This is a genomic window from Pseudoalteromonas sp. P1-26 (assembly GCF_001401795.1).
GTDB lineage: Bacteria > Pseudomonadota > Gammaproteobacteria > Enterobacterales > Alteromonadaceae > Pseudoalteromonas.
Window position 1 is genome coordinate 14,231 of record NZ_LKDX01000043.1, and the last position, 18,572, is coordinate 32,802.

The 18,572-nt window shown below is 40.0% G+C and carries 12 protein-coding genes and 1 pseudogene; 8 read left to right on the forward strand and 5 right to left on the reverse strand.

The annotated features are described in order from the left end of the window. Positions 1-7 precede the first annotated feature (7 nt). Genes AN394_RS17140 through AN394_RS17150 form a run of 3 tightly spaced genes read left to right on the forward strand, consistent with a single transcriptional unit; the run spans position 8 to position 2,830 of the window. Positions 8-1,525 carry an ATP-binding protein gene (locus tag AN394_RS17140; protein ID WP_055022098.1) on the forward strand — a complete coding sequence of 506 codons (1,518 nt, stop codon included), beginning with the start codon at positions 8-10 and terminating at the stop codon, positions 1,523-1,525. 1 nt (position 1,526) lies between these two features. After that, entirely contained in the window at positions 1,527-2,222 is a 696-nt protein-coding gene (locus tag AN394_RS17145) for a response regulator (protein WP_055022099.1), read from the forward strand. A gap of 59 nt (positions 2,223-2,281) precedes the next feature. Next, positions 2,282-2,830, forward strand: a complete 549-nt coding sequence (locus AN394_RS17150; protein ID WP_055022100.1) for a hypothetical protein — start codon at positions 2,282-2,284, stop codon at positions 2,828-2,830. Here the strand turns inward: AN394_RS17150 and AN394_RS17155 are convergent. From AN394_RS17155 to AN394_RS17165, 3 genes are all read right to left on the reverse strand, one after another. Continuing rightward, positions 2,827-3,732 carry a lipopolysaccharide assembly protein LapB gene (locus AN394_RS17155; RefSeq protein ID WP_054560665.1) on the reverse strand — a complete coding sequence of 302 codons (906 nt, stop codon included), beginning with the start codon at positions 3,730-3,732 and terminating at the stop codon, positions 2,827-2,829. The two genes, AN394_RS17150 and AN394_RS17155, sit on opposite strands and share 4 nt — an antisense overlap. A gap of 67 nt (positions 3,733-3,799) precedes the next feature. Then, entirely contained in the window at positions 3,800-4,537 is a 738-nt protein-coding gene (locus tag AN394_RS17160; protein ID WP_200910020.1) for a hypothetical protein, read from the reverse strand. Positions 4,538-4,691: 154 nt separating this feature from the next. Then, positions 4,692-6,044, reverse strand: coding sequence for a magnesium transporter (locus AN394_RS17165; RefSeq protein WP_054560666.1), 1,353 nt, complete (start codon positions 6,042-6,044; stop codon positions 4,692-4,694). 240 nt (positions 6,045-6,284) lie between these two features. Here AN394_RS17165 and AN394_RS17170 point away from each other — a divergent pair, with 240 nt between their 5' ends. The 4 genes from AN394_RS17170 to AN394_RS17185 all read left to right on the forward strand — a co-directional run bounded on the left by AN394_RS17170 (position 6,285) and on the right by AN394_RS17185 (position 16,004). Continuing rightward, entirely contained in the window at positions 6,285-9,038 is a 2,754-nt protein-coding gene (locus AN394_RS17170) for a cadherin-like domain-containing protein (protein ID WP_054560667.1), read from the forward strand. 302 nt (positions 9,039-9,340) lie between these two features. Continuing rightward, positions 9,341-12,019 (forward strand): TonB-dependent receptor plug domain-containing protein, encoded by a 2,679-nt coding sequence (locus AN394_RS17175; protein WP_055022102.1) that lies wholly within the window; start codon positions 9,341-9,343, stop codon positions 12,017-12,019. Further along, positions 12,012-13,079 (forward strand): cytochrome-c peroxidase, encoded by a 1,068-nt coding sequence (locus tag AN394_RS17180; protein ID WP_054560669.1) that lies wholly within the window; start codon positions 12,012-12,014, stop codon positions 13,077-13,079. The genes AN394_RS17175 and AN394_RS17180 overlap by 8 nt, the downstream gene beginning before the upstream one ends. 168 nt (positions 13,080-13,247) lie before the next feature. After that, complete coding sequence (locus AN394_RS17185) at positions 13,248-16,004, forward strand: cadherin-like domain-containing protein (RefSeq protein ID WP_055022103.1); 2,757 nt, start codon at positions 13,248-13,250, stop codon at positions 16,002-16,004. A gap of 32 nt (positions 16,005-16,036) precedes the next feature. Here the strand turns inward: AN394_RS17185 and AN394_RS17190 are convergent, their stop codons facing one another. Together AN394_RS17190 and AN394_RS17195 are read right to left on the reverse strand one after the other, a co-directional pair. Next, positions 16,037-17,035 carry an AraC family transcriptional regulator gene (locus AN394_RS17190; protein ID WP_055022104.1) on the reverse strand — a complete coding sequence of 333 codons (999 nt, stop codon included), beginning with the start codon at positions 17,033-17,035 and terminating at the stop codon, positions 16,037-16,039. Then, positions 17,019-17,936: a sensor domain-containing diguanylate cyclase gene (locus AN394_RS17195; RefSeq protein ID WP_054560672.1), complete on the reverse strand. Its 918-nt coding sequence runs from the start codon at positions 17,934-17,936 to the stop codon at positions 17,019-17,021. The genes AN394_RS17190 and AN394_RS17195 overlap by 17 nt, the downstream gene beginning before the upstream one ends. Before the next feature lie 284 nt (positions 17,937-18,220). Between AN394_RS17195 and AN394_RS22175 the strand changes: the two are divergent. Continuing rightward, positions 18,221-18,572: pseudogene (locus tag AN394_RS22175) on the forward strand (TonB-dependent receptor); the annotation flags it as partial.

The following is an 18,572-nucleotide window of genomic DNA, read 5'->3' on the forward strand; positions in this document are numbered from 1 at the left end:
GCTGACCATGTTTGGTCTAAATGCAATTTCCAATAAGCGTATGCTCAATAATGTATTTGAAGATATAGATAACGAAGCATTTAACCGTATAGCCACTGAAATTAGCCTGCAGTATCAGCAAACGGGTTCGATTGGGATGTTTATCGATTCTAAAGCCCTGTGGTATGAATTAATTAACCGTAATTTTCATTCAAGCCGTTTATTGTTTTCGCCCAATAGCCCAAAACCAGGAGAGCCCGGCCCTTTTCCATTAAATGGCCCTCCTGAAAAACGTATGCAAAATGAAGCGATGCCACCCCCCGATGACTTTGGGGTGCCACCATCGTTCGACCAGCCACCTGAATTTGACCCATCAAATGAGTTTAACGAGCCTGCTAACTTTGCTGACATGCATGAGTCGCCACCTCGCAATAAACCCATGCCTGATGACTTCATGCCCTTTGAAAAACGCCTAAGTTTGCTTGATGAAAAAGGCGAAATATTGATTGCAGGCAATACCGAAACTGAGGTCGTGAACGAGCAAGAAATCACCCACAATGGCGACGTTGTTGCAGTACTTCAACTGCATGCTAACCGCAATCATGTCAGCGCACTGACTCAGCATTACCTTAATACACAAATTAACATCAGTTTGTGGACAGCAGGGATTGGTTTGTTAATTGCGTTATTGTTTAGTTACTTACTCGCACGTCATTTTACTAACCCTATTTCGCAGCTGAAAAAAGGCGCAAAAGCCCTTGCAGAACGCGAGTTTGAGACCAAAATAACCGTCAACAGTAGTGATGAATTTGCGACCTTAGCGGATGATTTTAATCGTATTGCCACAGAGCTCAGACGTTTTGAGTCGCAGCAAAGCCAATGGCTCATGGATATTTCTCATGAACTACGCACGCCTTTAACTATTTTAGAGGGTGAACTAGAGGCTATTAACGATGGCATTATCGAACCAAACCAAAAGGCAATAAGCTCACTGCAAGAAGAAGTGGCGCTGTTAAGCCGACTTGTGAACGACTTACATAAAGTCAGCTCACTCGACAGACACAGCTTTAATTATCACATGGAAGCCATTGATTTTAATGCCTTGGTGGCCCTACAAGCGCATAAGTATGCGTTTAAATTTCAATCCAAAAACATCACGCTTAATGCCACCTTACCAGAGCAAACAGTGATGATCTTAGCCGACCAAAATCGTATTACACAAGTTCTACAAAACATTTTAGAAAATAATTTACGCTATACCGATGAACAGCAAAAAGTCTGGTTAGATTTAACCGTGTCTAATCATCATGTATTTTTGTCGATAGAAGATTCAGGCCCCGGTGTTCCTGATGAAGCTCTTGAAAAACTATTTGATCGTTTATATCGCACCGATAGCTCTCGTAACAGAAAAACCGGCGGTTTTGGCTTAGGCTTGGCGATTTGCCAAACAATTGTTGAAGCCCATCAAGGAAAAATAAATGCAACTAAAAGCCGTTTAGGCGGTCTGTGTTTAACGTTAAAACTCCCGCTTGCAGAGGCGCAATAATATGTCAGAAACCTTAGCTAAACAGCATATTCTCGTTATTGAAGACGAAGTTAAAATTGCCGAATTAATAGAAAAGTATTTATATCTTGAAGGGTTTAAAACAAGCCTAATTCACGATGGAAACTGCGCACTGGATGCTGTTAATGAGCTAAACCCTGATTTGATTATTCTCGATATCATGTTGCCAGGCACAAATGGTATTGAGTTGTGCAGCAAGATAAGACAATACAGTGATGTGCCTATTATTATGCTTACCGCACGGGTTGAAGAAATTGATCACTTAATTGGTTTTGATGTTGGTGCCGATGACTATGTTACTAAGCCATTCAAACCAAAAGAGTTAATGGCGCGTGTGAAAGCTATTTTGAAACGACGACGAATGCCAAGTAGCAAACCGAGTACATTCAAAGCGGGCAATATTATTGTTGATCCGAGCGAATACAAAGTATTGGTAAAAAATGAAGAACTGAAACTAACAATTAATGAATTTAGCTTGTTAAAAATATTAATTGCCTCACCTAATAAGGTTTTTTCACGCCAAGATTTACTAACCATGACTCAAGGTAAGTACTTTGAGAGCTACGAGCGCAGTATTGATTCGCACATTAAAAACTTGCGTAAAAAGCTGACTCAAGCCGATCCTGATAGTCATTACATTGAGTCAATTTATGGCGTGGGATATAAATTTAAAATTTAAACAACCTTTTTCACACTTGCGACGACTAACTAAATAACATAACCCATTAGGACATCATTATGAATTTAGTACGTATTAGCGTAAGTGCACTCTTAATCACGGCCACTACTGCTTGTATTGGCCTCTCTAATGCCAGCACAACAAACAACCAGGGTGATTATCGCGTTATCACTTTTAAAGACTGTAAAAAGGTAAGCGAAAGTCCCCTCAATAACGAGCAAATTGCAGCATACCTAGAGCTTGAGCGTGAACAAGTAAAACTTGAAGCACTTGAGCAACCAATTAATGACATAGAGCTACAAGTTACTGAGTACTCTGAGCAAATAGAAGCAATCACCGAAGAAGCAGTTGTTGAAGACGAGAACCACTTGCGAATTAATAAAAGTTTATTAAAAGAGCAAGATAAGTTGGCTAAAGAACTCAATAAACTTATGGCTGCTCATGATGCCGATTTTAAAGCTCTGGAACAGCAAGCAAAATTAATTGAACATGCCGCTAAGCAGTTTGATAAAACTATGAAGCCTTTGATGGAACAAGGTGAGTCAACCCATCTACAAATTTTAGCGCCGGGTGAAGCCGAAAAACCAGGGTGTTTTTACACTATCTAAAGCACGTTACCTAGGTGTGCATAAAGTTTCGCATGTGATTGGCGAATGTCTTCTTTATGCACTTGCTTAAACCATTTTAATGCTTGATCTTGCTTTCCTGCTTGCCAATTGATTTCAGCAAGACGTAACTTATATATAGCAATCATATTTCGATCTGAGTCTGAGTCCATGTACTTAAGAGACTGAATATATACAGCGTCAGCTTGCTCATAACTTGCCAGAAGTTGGTGGGTACGCGCTAAATTACCTAAAGCGACAGATATTTTGCGGTTATGGTTGGTTTTTAAAATCCAATCAGCAGCGGATTTTCGGCTTGCAAGTGCGCCGTCTACATCACCTAATGAGTGATAAACATTTGCTTTATTCGAAGCCAGTTCAAAGTGAAAAATGGGATCTTTGCTTTTACCAAAGCGTCGCTCTGCCCTATCAAGAATTTGCAATGCCGTTTCTTTGTTGCCAAACACGTATTGCAAATTAGCCAATTCGACCATACGCATAGGGTTACCAAAAGAGTCGAAGATTGCTTGCAGTTTTTCAAATGCTTTTGTGGCATATTTACGACCAGTTTCAAAGTCGCCTAAATAATGCATTGATTTAGCGTAATAAAAGTAAACTTGCACTTGGAAGACAACAGGCAATTCTTCACCGGTAATGAAAGGCTCAGTGCTATCTTTCAAGATTTGAAATTCCATTTTGTCGTAGAAATAATCAAACTGATAAGATTTAATCTCATACCAACGCGCAGAGCCAAGCTCACTGCTTGCTAGCTGTTGATTAATGTAATCTAAGCAACTAATTTGTGATTGTTGCTCACAAAACATCTCATGATCACTAAAGTTTTCAGAGGCATTGGCATTAAGGCTCGATAATCCTAACAATAACAAGGCTAACTTTTTCTTCATGCTCTATTTTCTCAGCGATAACTCACTCAGAAAACTAACAAAATTTAACAGCTTATAACAGTAATTTTTAATTAAATTGATAAGTGTAACCAAGCACTAAGTTTTGATCTGAGCCATAATCACTGTCTTCTGTTGCAGCAAATAGCTTAAAACTTTGTTTTTTATCAAATTGATAACTTGCACCAATGGCTGCGAAATAACCTGAATAATCGTTAGACCCAACCGAATACGCTGCGGCAGTCATTAATGTCCATTTTTCGGATAATGGCTTTAAAGCAAACGCCCCCAAATAACCACCATCACTACTGTTTGGAATAAGCACCCAACCCTCAGGGCCAGGTATTTCTGATGTTAAACACGCCCCTTGCCCTGCTAAACAAGCAATTTCACCATCAACATGGCTATAACCACCCATAGCGAAAATTTGCCAACCATAGGGCGCAATATCAAAGTAACTCAGTGGCATAAAAGTGCCAACACTATAGGTTGTGCGCTCAGCTCCTTGATCATAACTTTGCTTACCAAAGTTAAAATTAACAATGCCAATATCAAATAGCCACGAGCCACCAACACGCCATTCATCGCCATTGGCACTCACACTAGCATTAAGCTTTTTTACTGCTCCCAAACTTAGCGAACCAGTGATCCTTAATTCATCTGAATAACTTGCACCAAACTGAGTGACGACCTTGGTGGGATCTTCGCTCAGCTTAGTTTGTTCACCCGAAGCGCTTTGCGCTGCTGATGCACTAAACACTGACATTACCGATAAAGCAGCGAGTACTCCTTTTTTACCTAATACCATATTAACGTCTTTTTAGCTTGACTGAGTCACAATTCATAATAACTGTGTATTAGGTAAAGAAAAGTATTTATTTTATGTTCTTTTGAAAGTTATCACTAGAGGGGATTGATTTGTAAAAGCTGGCTAAACACTACTTTAGCCAGCATCCGATCCCTTAAAGAAGGAGTAAACTACCTAAACCTAGGAAGGTAACAAAACCGACGATGTCGGTGACTGTGGTCAGGATCACAGAACCTGAAAGGGCTGGATCGATTTTAAGCTTATCTAAAATCGATGGGATCACCACCCCTGATAACGAAGCAGCAACCAAGTTAAGTAAAATAGCGATAGTAATTGTTAGACTTAACATGCCATCATTGAACCAAAAATAAGTGAGTACACCAATCACAAAGGCCCAAACACAGCCATTTAACGCCCCCACTCTTAGCTCTTTTTTCAGCAGTGCTCTACGGTTGGAGTCGGTAACCTGACCGAGTGCTAAACCGCGCACAATAACCGTTAACGTTTGACTACCTGCAATACCGCCCATAGAAGCGACAACCGGCATTAATACCGCCAGCGCAACCACTTGCTCGATAGTTGCACCAAACAAACCGATAAACCAAGAGGCCAAAAACGCCGTTGCTAGATTAATACCAAGCCAAATACCGCGGTTTTTTGCCGATTTAGTGACGCTTGAGAACAGATCCTCGTCTTCACGAAGACCACCGGCTTTTGCAGCCGCTTCGTCGGTGACTTCTTGGCGCAATTCATAAGCTGATGACACTGACAATCGGCCTAATAGTTTGTTGTCGGCATTCACAACAGGCATCGCCATTTGCTCACTGTGAATAACCACTTCAGCAGCCTCATAAAGGTCATCATCAGCATGTAAAGCCGATACATCAAGGTTCGCGTAATCCAGTAGGCTGTCATTATCATTGGCTTTAAATAAAGCATTGATAGCCACTTCACCAATGAGAGTGCCCTTACGGCTGACTAGATAAATCACCTCGGTATATTGCGGTAAGCCTTTTTGAAAAATTTTACGCGCGCCTGCCACGGTGAGTTTTTCTGACACTTTTAAAGCATCAAAATCGAGCCAGTGACCTAACTGCTCTGGATTATATTGCTGTGCAAGGTCGTACTGTTTTGTTTGAACTTCATCAAGTTGTCTGCGTGCATAATCAACAAAGCGCTCAGGAATAATTTCTTCAAGTTCAAGTAACTCTTCTACGCTTACTTCGTCAAGTAGCTTAAAGCCTTCGGCTTCTTCTAGGCTTTGCAATAGCCAACGACAGCTGTCGCCACCTAGGTTAATGAAGATTTCATGTTGTGTATCTTCATCGAGTAATTGCCAAATCTCTAAACGCTGTTCTTTAGGTAAGGCTTCAAACAATAACGATAAATGCTCAGTAGAAAGCTTTTCTTTAGCATCAGCAAGTAACTTATTTTTACGTGTTGTGGTATCACACTGAAGCAAGTCATCAATTAACTGGGGAAGTTGGTCAACAGGATACTCAATCATTTGAGACCTCGGTTAATTACATCAATAACAATAGTCTAACGCAGCTCGGGGAAAATAACTGCTCTGAAAAGGTATATTTTTCCTAACATGATATGAAGCCAACTTTTAAAGTGAATTAACATTTGAAATTTCTGTATATACTATGCTTGAACAAACAAAATACAATTAAGATCTATTCTCATTCGCATTTTGATGTTACTATCTCGCCAATTTCCAAAAATAATTAATGCGGGTTTCCATATGGGTAACAAAATAAAGTATTTATCATTAGCAGTGGCGCTAGCACTCACTGGGTGCGGTGGTTCAGATGGCGACAAGGCTCCTCAGTTTACAAGCAGTAGCGCCTTTACCTTAAGCGAAGATAGCAGTCTTACCGGTCAACTAACTACCAGCGATGACGATTCAGTAAGCTATTCACTTGGCTCTGCAGCAAGTAACGGACTATTTTCATTAAATGCTGATGGCAGCTTTAGTTATACCCCAAAAGAAAATTTTGCAGGCCAAGACACGGTAACTGTTACTGCTACTGACGGTAACTTAAGCACAGATGCAGTGCTTACTTTTACGGTTAATAACGTTAACGATGCGCCAACACTTGCGAGTCAATCAATTTCTGTAACTACCTCGACTACAACAGAAGGTACATTAACTTTTAATGATGTCGACGGTGATACTGTAACTGTTTCTTTAGTATCACCTCCAGTCAACGGTACCCTAACTCTAGATGAGCAAACGGGGGCATTTACATTTACCGCAGAAACGCTGTCAGAAATTAACGACAGTTTTGTTATTGAATTTACCGATGGCAATATCAGCTCGCCTATCAGCGCAACTATTGAATTAAAACCTTCGTATGTTACGAACGAGGATAAACTCAATTACTACTACAGCTCAGATAAATCGTATCTAAAACAAGCTGAGGCAATCGGCGAAAACATTAATGATGATGTTTATATGAGTGACGTTAATGCTGCTCTGGCAATTGGTTATCTATTAGCTGGTTTCGACCAAAAAGCGATCGAACACTTTGATAAAATCACAACATTAAGTGACAAAGCAAACGCATACCGATTAACCGCACAAAAATTTGATGCTCTAGGTGTTGCAGAACAAGCAAGCTCTTACCGAGACCTCGCAGTAACCACTTATAATCAATATATTGCAAGCATAGGTGTTGAGAACCTAACATCTAGCGACGCTGCATTTTATTCGTATATTGCTAATGAATATAAAGATTCTGGTGAATTTACTCGCGCCGCAGAGCTTTATAAAACATTAGAGTTGTACGCAGATAGTGTTAGGCAAGAGAACTACACAACAGTTTATGGTCGTTTATTAACAGCATTTAGCAACGCTTCTAGTTCTGCTGTAGAAAGGTATTTAGCAGAGCCAAACGAAACAAATAAAGCGCTCGCTTCTGAGATAATTAAAACGTACGGTGAAGCTATTACCAAAACAGGCTACCAGTACGTTAGCAGTGGTGAATATAAAGGTGAAAAAACCGACAGATTGAAGTCTTATTATATTCAAGGTGTTATTGAACTGTCGATGCAAGTTAATGATATTGAGACTGCTAAATATTACGCTAACTATGCATTATCACTATTTGGTCATACTGGTTTTGATAGCAACTATTCATTTAGTGCAGCAACAAACTCTGCGGTAACACTTGCTACTTATCAATCACCTTTAGAAAAATTAACAGCCTATATTGGCAGTTTGTACGATATCGATTTTGCACAGAATCCTGCATTTAATTTAATTTCGACCGAAAAAGACCAAACTGATGCACGAGAGAAGTCTTATGCTTATCAAATTGCAAACAAAGTTATTGCTGGATTTAGCGTTGCAGATGCAATTGCAGATGCTAAAGATTACTTTATAGAACAAGATGATAATAACGTAACTAGCTTATATTGGGCTATGGCTGATGGTACAACCTCATCGGGTGCTGCCTCTATTGTTTATAGTTATGGCTACCCTGAGCTTGGTTTAGCGCTCTTAGACGAAGCAAGTAAAGTTATGTTTACCGAAGCCTATTTTGATCAACAGTCCTTCAGGAGCTCTCATCGTAGAACAGGTTGGCAGGGCTGTGCTCGCCATATTTCGCTTGATTTATTAATGGGCAGCGAAGAGCAAGCAAAAAGCCATGCCCTGCAATGTACTCAGTGGATGGAAGCAAATTCAGGAAAGCTATCTACAGAGCTCGATATTAAAGGTTATAGCGAATTAATTCGCACCTACAACATGGCAGGGATTAATGACAAAATACCTGAATTAGTAGCTAAAATGAAGGCTGAAATTGACAAGCTGGAAAATCCTGAAAGCAAAATCCCCCATTTAGTTTCTTACTTAGGTTACCTAAACGAAAATAACCTAACTGAGCTTGCAGTAGAATGGGTGCAAGAAGCCATTACCCTTGTTTCAAGCAATGCACAATCACTTGAATTTGAAGACTTTACTGACCTATTTGAAACACTTTATTTGACCCTAGTTAGTACAAAAGAAGTTGGTGATAAATATTTTGTACGCGATTCATTCTTTGTATCTCTAGCTAAGTACCAATCAAATAACGAACAGTATGCTGACATTTATCAATCGGTTCACAGCCAGCTTATTAGCATGCTAGATGAGTCAACCGAGTATTTATTAACTCAAGAAGATAAAGTTATTCAGGATAACGTAGAAACCTATGTATCTATGTATACTCGTTTAGGGCAATACAACAAAGCCGAGCAATTGATTAACTTAGATATAAATGCAGAGGCAGACAAATTAGCACTGTATGCTTTACAAGCATCTCTTGTAGCAACTAAAGATGATTTTCCGGGTAGCACAGTTGCAAGTGTTGATACTGATAACGATGGTAAACCAAACTTCTTCTTATCATCGGCAACACCTGACGCTATTAGCGACTCAGGGCTCACTGCTGATACCGATGCTGACAATGATGGTATTGAAGATAGTTTAGATACTACGCCATTAGGTGAGTAAATTATTGGCAAGTACATGTTTACATGTACTTGCCTACTCTTTGCAAAAAGACAATGAATTTCATCTAATAAAATCCCAAACATAGAAACAGCGACCCTCTAGCTGATAAACGCCCCATTAATTATTTAATTTTTCTGCATAAATAATAACCACAAATGCAATTGAGATCTATTTTCATTCGTATTTTAATGATAAAATCAGCCCACATAACACGCTAACTTTCTGCTAGTCGTGATTAAACATCATGCAGCTGCAGTTATTACCTAAGCTTTTTACCAGATCAACAATCAGGAGTTGTCACAATGCAAATACGCTATTTATCAGCGTGTTTGATGCTTTTACTTAATGCCCCGTTACATGCTAACGAAGTAAAAGAGCAAACAATTAAGCCTCAATGTGAACCAAGTAAAGATCAGCACTGTAATACCGACGATATTGAACGCATTACTGTAAAAGGTCAGTACATAGGGATTGAGGTTCCTGAAGTAATTGGTCGAGCCTATCTTGATCGCAACTTTATTGAAGCAACTCCAAAAGGAAATGGCGATATTAACGAGCTAATTGGCTTACTGCCTGGCGTGTTATTAAGTGAAAGTCATTTCTCAATTGATAGTTTGGCAGAAGTCAGTGCCCCAGAAATAAGCATATCGGGTGCTAAGCCTTGGCAAACAGGTTTTATGATTGATGGCATGAACTACAACAATCGGTTAGATCCTGCTAGTTCTTCAAGGATCAGTGCATCAGAAAATGATGTCTATGGTGGTGTACAAAGCATGAATGTTAACAGCCAATTGGTTGAATCAATTACAGTGTATGATCACAACATTCCAGCTGATTATGGTGACTTTTCTGGTGGTGTTATTGATGCCGAAACCATTTCACCCTTTTCTAAAGATACAAAGATAAGCTTAGGTGTACGTACTAACCAAAGTGATTGGGGGGAATATCACATTATCAGAGGTGAAGATAACGATAATGATAATCCGCTCGCAGAGCAAGAAGCACTTGAGCCGCCAGTATTTGAAAAAACAGATATCGATTTGATGCTGCAAAAGCGTATCAATGATAAACACGCCCTATTGTTCAATTTAAGTTACTTAAAAAGTGATATCTCTTCTATTTCATTACAAGAAATGAAAACCGAGCACAGAGAAAATATCAATGGCTTACTAAAATATAGTTATCGTGATGGTTGGGTTGATGCGCTTGATCTAACGTTTTTATACGCCCCATACAAATCACAAAGCTTCCTCGATGACGTACTAGACAGTGACTATGAAATTGATGGCGGTAATACGGGCTTTATTGCCAATCTAAGTGAAGAAACCAGTTTAGGCTTTTGGCGTAGTGAGTTTAATGCTAGCCAAAGCGATAATAATCGCAGCGCCCCTGCGCATTTTTATCAATGGCTACAAGCTAAAGGTAAAGAATGGGGTCAGTATGCTGACCAAGAATCTAGCAATGAAAATTACACACCTATCTTATTCTCCAAAATAGGAGGTTATGGTAATTTAGAAAACACCCAAACAACCTTCAACTGGCGTAATTCATTAACCCTAAACCGCAAAAACTGGGGTAAAACAGAGCACGCCATCCGTATTGGTGCTGAATTGAATCATCAAAACGTAGAACGTAATCGCGCACAAAACTATTACAAATATGATTCACCTGTGCAGTACTCTTCAAGCCAAAACTCATTAAACTGTAGCGGTTATACTATTGATTGTATTGAAGAAAGCTTTTATGTGGATTTAGATACCCTTGCCGAGCAACTAGGCGGCAGTATCGATTTTAATAACCCAGAGCACTTACTTGCCTACTCTAATAATGTAGCAAGTACGGCTCAGTATTTTAATTCACGTTTTGTCACACCCAGTGAACAAATAGACGTAAGCTTAAATAAAGCAGCACTGTATGCAACCGATGTGATCACCTGGAAGCAGTTTGAGTTTCAATTAGGGCTCAGATACGACTACGATGATTTTTTCAGAAATCACAATATCGCTCCTCGCTTATCAATGGGTTATGACGTATTTAACGATGGCAATACACTGCTTACCGCGGGTTTAAATCGCTACTATGATGCAGGATTATTAGCATACAAAATCAAAGAGCAACAAAAATTTGCCTACCGTGAGTACCGCCCTATTCAAAACGGTTATTTACAGGCTTGGCTTCCTTCTTCTTACACAGGTAACTTTCGCTATATTTTTGACGATGTGAAAAGCCCTTACGATGATGAAATTGCGCTAGGTCTTCGCCATGCCACAGAAAACTTTGGCAACCTATCACTGAAATATGTGAAAAGATTTAAACGTGATCAGCTTGCCCGTAATGAAGAAACCAACTTACATAATGATGGTTATAAATACATTACTATGGAAAATACTGGCACAGGTGAAAGCGAACGTTACTCACTGTCTTGGGATGCAAAATTTGGCGATCACTCTTTGTGGGCTAATATCAGCTACAGTGAAAACTCAGAAAGTAATACTGATTACACAGCTACACCTGACAACACCCCTATTGAATCATTGGTTTATTATAAAGATCAAATCATTAGCTTATCTGAACTCAATACTATTAAAGCTAACTTTGGCCGTCCTGTTGCTGCAAACTTTGGTTGGAATACTTTTTGGACAGACAACTTATCGACTGGCTTAACAGCAACGTATTCTGGTAGCTACACCACAGCTGTGCTCGGCTCTGGTTCTGAAGTTATCGGTGTCGAAAGTGAATGTAGTGGCTGTGAAAGCATAAATACTGCTATTCCAATTTACAAAGACTATGAATATAAAGCTCGCGTGATGGTCTCGTTAAATACCAGTTGGGAGTATCAAATTACGCAAAAACAGTCATTACAATTACGTGTTGATATAAGCAACTTATTTAATGCTCGTACCTACTCTATTATTGAAGGAAAATCAGGTGTTGAACCTGGCAGAATGTTTTGGCTAGGAGTGACCTATAACTATGAATAAAGGGTTAATTTCAGTCGCTTGTGTTTTCTTTGCTTCTGTAGTTCATGCAGACACAACTCTGCGAGAACTTTATTCTGTGGAGCAAAGTCAATGGCCAGCCATAATGACAGCTAAAGAGACCCCTGCTGCGCCACTAAAACCGTTAAAAGCCAAACCTTTTAACCAAAGTGATGAGATCATTGCATTAGGTGAAAAGCTATTTAACGATACACGTTTGTCACGAGATAACACGGTAAGCTGCGCAAGCTGTCATGAATCTCGTTTAGCGTTTACGGATAGGCGTAAACTAGCTGTCGGCATTGATGGCCAAGTCGGTACTCGTAATACCCAGGCAATTATTGGCATTGATCATTGGCAAACATTTTTTTGGGATGGCAGAGCTAAAACAGCGACAGAGCAAGCTTTAATGCCTATCGAAAATCCCAAAGAAATGGACTCATCTATTCAGCAGTCGCTTGACAAAGTAAACGCTGCAGAAGATTACCGACCCCCTATTTTCGCAGCGTTTGGTAATCAAACAATGAGCAAAGAGCAAATGGCAATAGCCATTGTTGCCTTTGAACGCACGTTTGATATCCCAGAGTCATTATTCACGCGGTTTATCGATAAAGCGCAAACCAATCCTAATGAAGCGGTTGCACTTTTAAACGATCAACAACTTGAAGGCTTACATCTATTTAGAACCAAAGCAAAATGTATGACTTGTCATGAAGGAGCTTTACTCAGCGACAATGAATTTCATGTTACGGGGCTGCATTTTTATGGTCGAAAACTTCAAGATTTAGGACGTTTTGATGCCACGCAAGACCCAGCTGATATTGGCAAGTTTAGAACACCTTCTCTACTTGCTTTAAAGCAAAGTACCCCTTGGATGCATACAGGCTTATTTCAAGGACTAGCTGGTGTTGTTAACTTTTATAATGCAGGCGGTGCAAGACCAAAGCCTAAGGGAAAGTATAAAGACGACCCAAACTTCCCTACAACCACAGACTTACTCCATAAGTTAGAGCTAGAAAAGCATGAGCGCGAAGCGCTTGTCGCCTTCTTAGAAATACTTTAAAAAATGGATGAGAATGACAACGCTCTCATCCATATAACTATCACTTCTTAGTTAGCTGTAATTCCAAAAAACACAACAACCAAATACAAATGAGATCTATTATTATTTTTATTTGAGTGGTAAAATCCGTTCCGTTTTTAATATTATATGATTAACACGGGATATAAGATGAATAATAAGATCAAATACGCACCGCTAGTTATTGCGCTCGCTTTAGCAGGCTGTGGCGGTTCGCAGAGTAACAAAGCGCCAGAGTTTACAAGCAGCACAGCATTTACATTAGAGGAAGATACATCTTTCTCAGGTCAACTTGAGGCGACGGACGATGACTCATTGAGCTTCACACTCGCATCTGCTGCAAGCCATGGTTTATTTGCTCTTAATGCCAATGGCAGTTTCACTTATACCCCAAACGCTGACTTTGCTGGTCAAGACACAGTGACGGTCACAGCCAGTGATGGTAACTTAAATACGGATGCTGTTTTAACCTTCACAATCAATAATGTAAATGACGCTCCTGTATTAGTTAGTCAAACAGTGACGGTGACAACGTCAACGACAACACAAGGTTCATTAGTATTTAATGATGCTGATGGAGACGTAATTACTGTTGAGTTAGTAACAGCACCCGCTAATGGCACATTGCAGCTAGATAGCGACACAGGTCAGTTTACTTATGAGGCAGAAACACTCTCAGAAATAAACGACAGTTTTGAAATCGCTTTCACCGATAACAAAATAAGCGAAGCGATTACAGCTACTATTGAACTAACACCTTCATATGTGACAAATGAAGATAAACGCAATTTTTACTACAGCTCACATAAATCACACCTAAAGCAAGCAGAGGCAATCGGTAGTGAAATTAATGACGACAATTACTTAAATGAAGTAAATGCACAATTAGCTGTGGGTTATTTAATTGCTGGTTTTACTGACAAGGCTAATTCACATTTTGAAAAAATCACAACATCTCATGAAAAAGCATCGGCATATCTTGATGCAGCAGCTAAATTAGATGAATTACAACAAAGTGATGCAGCTATTGAGTACAGAGAATTAGCTTTTACGACATACAATCAATATATTGCTGAAAAAGGGTTAGAAAACATTAGCAGTAGCGATCCGAGCTTTTATCTATCTATTTCAAATCAATACAATAGCGCTGGTCAAACTGAACACGCACAAGCCATATTAGATACTATTTCTCTTTACGCCAGTAAGGTATGGACTGAAGAGTACAATAAAACTTACGCTAGATTTGTTTCAGCTGTAAAAAAAACAGCAATCGCTTCTGTAGAACAATATAGTACGAGCCATACCGAAGCAGTTAGAAATGCAGGCCTTGCTGTAATAAAAACCATGGCAGATCTTGCCGAAAATATTGGGGCTTACACCCAACCGTCAGGAGATTACAAAGGCCAAAGCACAGAGCGTATGCGGGCATTGTACATGAGTTGGGCTGCCGACTATTATTTAAGACTCAATGATACTGAATCTGCTAAATATTATACAAATTTGTCATTGTCATACTATGGTGTAGTTGGCTTTGATAATAGCTATAGTTTTTCAGCAAGCCCTTACGCTGAAGCAACCCTCGCAACCTATACTTATCCACTTGAAGCACTTACAGCAACGATTAAAGCCCTCTATGATGTGGAGCTGGTAAATAACCCTGCCTATCAATTACTGACTAAGCAGGCCGATAAAGACGACGCAATTGAATACTCTTATGCGTATGAAATCGCAAATAAATTGCAAGCAGGACAAACTTTATCTGACGCGGTCAGTAACGCTAAAAACTACTTTATGGAAGGTGAAACTACCAATGCTAAAAGCTATTATCAAACCTTAATAAATGCATCGGCACAGCCTGGTGCTGCAGCCATTTTACAAACTCGTGGCGAAAATGAACTAGCACTAGAAGTCACTGATTATGCCCAAAGCATCCTAGCATCGCCTGAATATGTTTTATCTGTATCTGAATATTACATTATGGGTAAATTTGGATGTGGTGGCTTAGTACAATTAGCCCTTAACTTAAACAGCCCTGAAAAAGCAAAACTTTACGCAACAAGTTGCGCCGCAATGCTTGATGAGTACTTTTTAGAAAATGAAAACAACTTTTCAACAAATAGCAGTATCAGTGCTTTAACGTCTCTTATTGCGACGTATGGTTTTATTGAAAACAACGAAGGTATAAGTAGTCTCGCCTCAAAACTGGATACACAAATTAGCTTATTAAGTAATAAACATGAACAAGCAGAAAAACGCTTGAAAGTACTTGGTTATTTGGTGAGAGCCGGCTTATTAGACACAGCTGTTTCGTGGTTAGAAACCAGCTTAGCCATTATTGATAGCGAAAAAGAAAATATAGATATTGAAGACTACACTGCTTTATTAGAGTCAGTTTTTGAGTCTGCTTTAAGTAATGAGTTGCTTAACACTGGGACTTTTGAGCAATATACACTTATAACAGCACTGTCTCGCTTTCAAGCAAACAACCAGCAATATGCTGAAGTATATGCAAATACGATGTCAGCACTTACAACATCTATCGACAAAGCAAAAGCTTATGTATTAACTCAATCAGATAAAGTAATACAAGATAACCTAGAAACCCTTGTGGCTGTGTACGCACAATTAGGTGACGATGAATCTGTAAACGAACTAATCAACCTTCCTGTTAATGCTGAAGCGGATAAATTACCTTTACTCACGTTACATGCGACTCTAAAAGCTCAAAGGGATGACTTTTCTGGTCAAGCAATTGCCAGTATTGATACAGATCATGACGGCAAACCCAACTTCTTTTTGCCTAATGTAACTGAACAAGCAATTTTAGAGTCTGGTCTAACGGCTGATGATGATGCTGATAATGATGGCATTTTAGATGAAAATGACATCACACCTATTGGTGAATAACACCCATAGCCCATGCAATAGCATGGGCTTTCTTACCCCTTCAATTGACTTGGCGTAAGCCCGGTCCAGCGTTTAAACGCTCGTCTAAAATTAGCAATATCATAAAATGATAAGCGCATGGCAACTTGCTCATTGCATTGCTCGCGCATGGCAAGTAGGTAAATAGCTTTGCGCTTACTTTGCTCATCATACAAGGTAGAAAAACGTACGCCATGAGCTTTTAATTTACGCTTGAAGGTTGCAGGGCTCATGGCAAATTGGCTAGCTACTTGGTCTAAATTTAACGCCGGAGTTTGATAAATTAATCGGCTTACGGCTTCCACAAAGGTGCTATTTGCAGAATTTAATGCCGCTAGCTGCGAGTTAATTTGTGAGAACCTAAAACTACTAAACGCGGGGTTAGTGAGCCTAAGTGCTTGTTTATTCAATACCCAACGGGTTATAGGCTTTTCAAAAGCGACTTTAAGGCCTAAATGCTGCTCGTATTCTTGGCTATGCCTGGCGCGTTTATAGGCAAACTCAAACTGACAAGGGACTCGCTCACCTGCCACTTTTTTTAGGACTTGGTAAAACGCGGCGCTGTAAATTTCCATTACGTACTGGCTTATTTCATCATCCAAGCCCACAGCATTTTGCAGCACAATGTAATACTGCTCGTTATGCACATAACTATAACTAAATAACAAAGGTGCTAATTGCATGCGTAAATTGTGTAACTGTTTTAAAGCTTGGCCGATGTGCTCAGAATGTAACACGCCTTGGGCGGCAACAGAGGTATCGTTTGCTAGTTGACTGCCTAATAAAAAACCGCTGTCGGCGGACTTCATCAACTGCTTAAACTGCGTCAATAAGCGCACTTGCTGTGAAATACTAAACTGATGCTGCACACTCATTAAGTCTTGCTCAAACACCCCTGTGCCTCTGAGTAACTTATGTAGTGCAATGCCGCGACTTAAGGCCAGCTCCACCAGCGTGGTGATCAGTCCCTGTGCGGTGAGGTATTTGTCATCTTGATTAAGATACGGCTTCACAATGGCTGACTCTTTGTTGTTTTTGTTGTTGTAACTTAGCGTGTAAACGCGAGCTTAAACTTTGTGGTGTATCGCCTTGTATACTGCCCACTAAGGCCGCTGTTACATATTGAAACTTAGCGTGTTTTTCGCCTTCGACCTTAAATGCACAATGGCTCAGCGCCGAGGTAATTTGCGCCACCAGTTCTTTTGCTTGTACTGCGCTGGTATTTGGCATTAGCACCATAAAGCAGTCTCCTGCATAGCGGCATACGACATCGTTAAGGCGGCAATTCATCAATAAAAGCTCGCTCACTTCACGGAGTAAGCGGTCGCCTTCGATAAAACCAAATTCAGCGTTAAAATCAGCAAAACCGCGAATATCAATAGCGGCTAGTTGCAATGGCTGTGGCTCACTTAACTGCTCTTTTAGTACATCTTGTAAGTAATCAGCCTTATACAGCCCTGTTATTGAGCACACTAATTCATGCTCACGATGCTGTGCTTCACGGCGCTTTAACTGCCTGTTAAGGACGTATTGCTCTTGATGCCACTGATAAAGTCCAAGACTTGTGAAGATCATACCTATCGGCGCAGGCAATGATTCAATCCAAGTAAGCCACGTGTTGGTTGGTTGATGTAACCACTCATCAAATAAATCAAGGGAAGCTGAAAACATAAAAAGCCCAAGCCCAAGCACTAAAAAGCTGGTGACTTTGCCGGGCGGCCTCGAAATAAGCAGCGCAGCTATCCAAGTAAGGGTCATAAGCACAATGCCACCCTCGCCTAAAATATCTAACCATGCGATATCGGCTAGAGGCTTTAACTCTCCTGCTTGCGCGCTTAGCAAAAACGCAATCACAAACAAAGCAATAACGGCATTGGTTAAAAATCGATGATGAGTAAAAGGGTTATATCGCATTCTCAGTACCTAACAATAATTCACGCTGCCATGCTAACTCGTTAGCGTTTAAAGCAGCAGGGTCATATTAGCTCAATGATGTGACAGCAAAACGACAGTCAAACCTTGTTAAACCCTTTAAGTACTATAATTGCCTTAAAAAGATGGGGTTATTGCAGCTCAAAAGTACTTTTAAAACCCTCTAATCACTTGTTTTTACTGGTTGTTAGCGATTTTCTGTCACATTTGCGTCATTTAAGCTGCGTACTTTGCTCATCAAACCAAGGACAACCAGGAGCAAACCCATGAAACAATTTAAAACGAAGGCGTTAGTAAGCGCCCTCGCCTTATGCCAATTTGCCGCTTACGCACAAGACGAACAAAGCAGCGATGAGAAAAAAGTAAAAGTCTCTGAAGAGCTTGTTGTATATGGCGAGATTGGTTATCGCAACCGCTCACAAGAGCTAGCACCGACGCTTGAATACTCACAAGAATACTTTCAACGTTTTGAACCGCTGACTGCCGGTGATGCATTAAAACGTGTACCGAGTGTGACGTTTTTATCAGATGTTTTAGAGTCTGATGGCGCGCGTATGCGTGGCTTAAGCCCAGCTTACACAAAGGTGCTTATCAACGTTGTAGTCTTCAACGGCCCTT

Bases quoted from the DNA above. Each gene is read 5' to 3' on its own strand.
- AN394_RS17175 (WP_055022102.1), top strand. From the start codon at position 9,341: ATGCAAATACGCTATTTATCAGCGTGTTTGATGCTTTTACTTAATGCC.
- AN394_RS17165 (WP_054560666.1), bottom strand. From the start codon at position 6,044: ATGATTGAGTATCCTGTTGACCAACTTCCCCAGTTAATTGATGACTTG.
- AN394_RS17160 (WP_200910020.1), bottom strand. From the start codon at position 4,537: ATGGTATTAGGTAAAAAAGGAGTACTCGCTGCTTTATCGGTAATGTCA.
- AN394_RS17145 (WP_055022099.1), top strand. From the start codon at position 1,527: ATGTCAGAAACCTTAGCTAAACAGCATATTCTCGTTATTGAAGACGAA.
- AN394_RS17195 (WP_054560672.1), bottom strand. From the start codon at position 17,936: ATGCGATATAACCCTTTTACTCATCATCGATTTTTAACCAATGCCGTT.
- AN394_RS17140 (WP_055022098.1), top strand. From the start codon at position 8: ATGTTTGGTCTAAATGCAATTTCCAATAAGCGTATGCTCAATAATGTA.
- AN394_RS17185 (WP_055022103.1), top strand. From the start codon at position 13,248: ATGAATAATAAGATCAAATACGCACCGCTAGTTATTGCGCTCGCTTTA.
- AN394_RS17150 (WP_055022100.1), top strand. From the start codon at position 2,282: ATGAATTTAGTACGTATTAGCGTAAGTGCACTCTTAATCACGGCCACT.
- AN394_RS17155 (WP_054560665.1), bottom strand. From the start codon at position 3,732: ATGAAGAAAAAGTTAGCCTTGTTATTGTTAGGATTATCGAGCCTTAAT.
- AN394_RS17180 (WP_054560669.1), top strand. From the start codon at position 12,012: ATGAATAAAGGGTTAATTTCAGTCGCTTGTGTTTTCTTTGCTTCTGTA.
- AN394_RS17170 (WP_054560667.1), top strand. From the start codon at position 6,285: ATGGGTAACAAAATAAAGTATTTATCATTAGCAGTGGCGCTAGCACTC.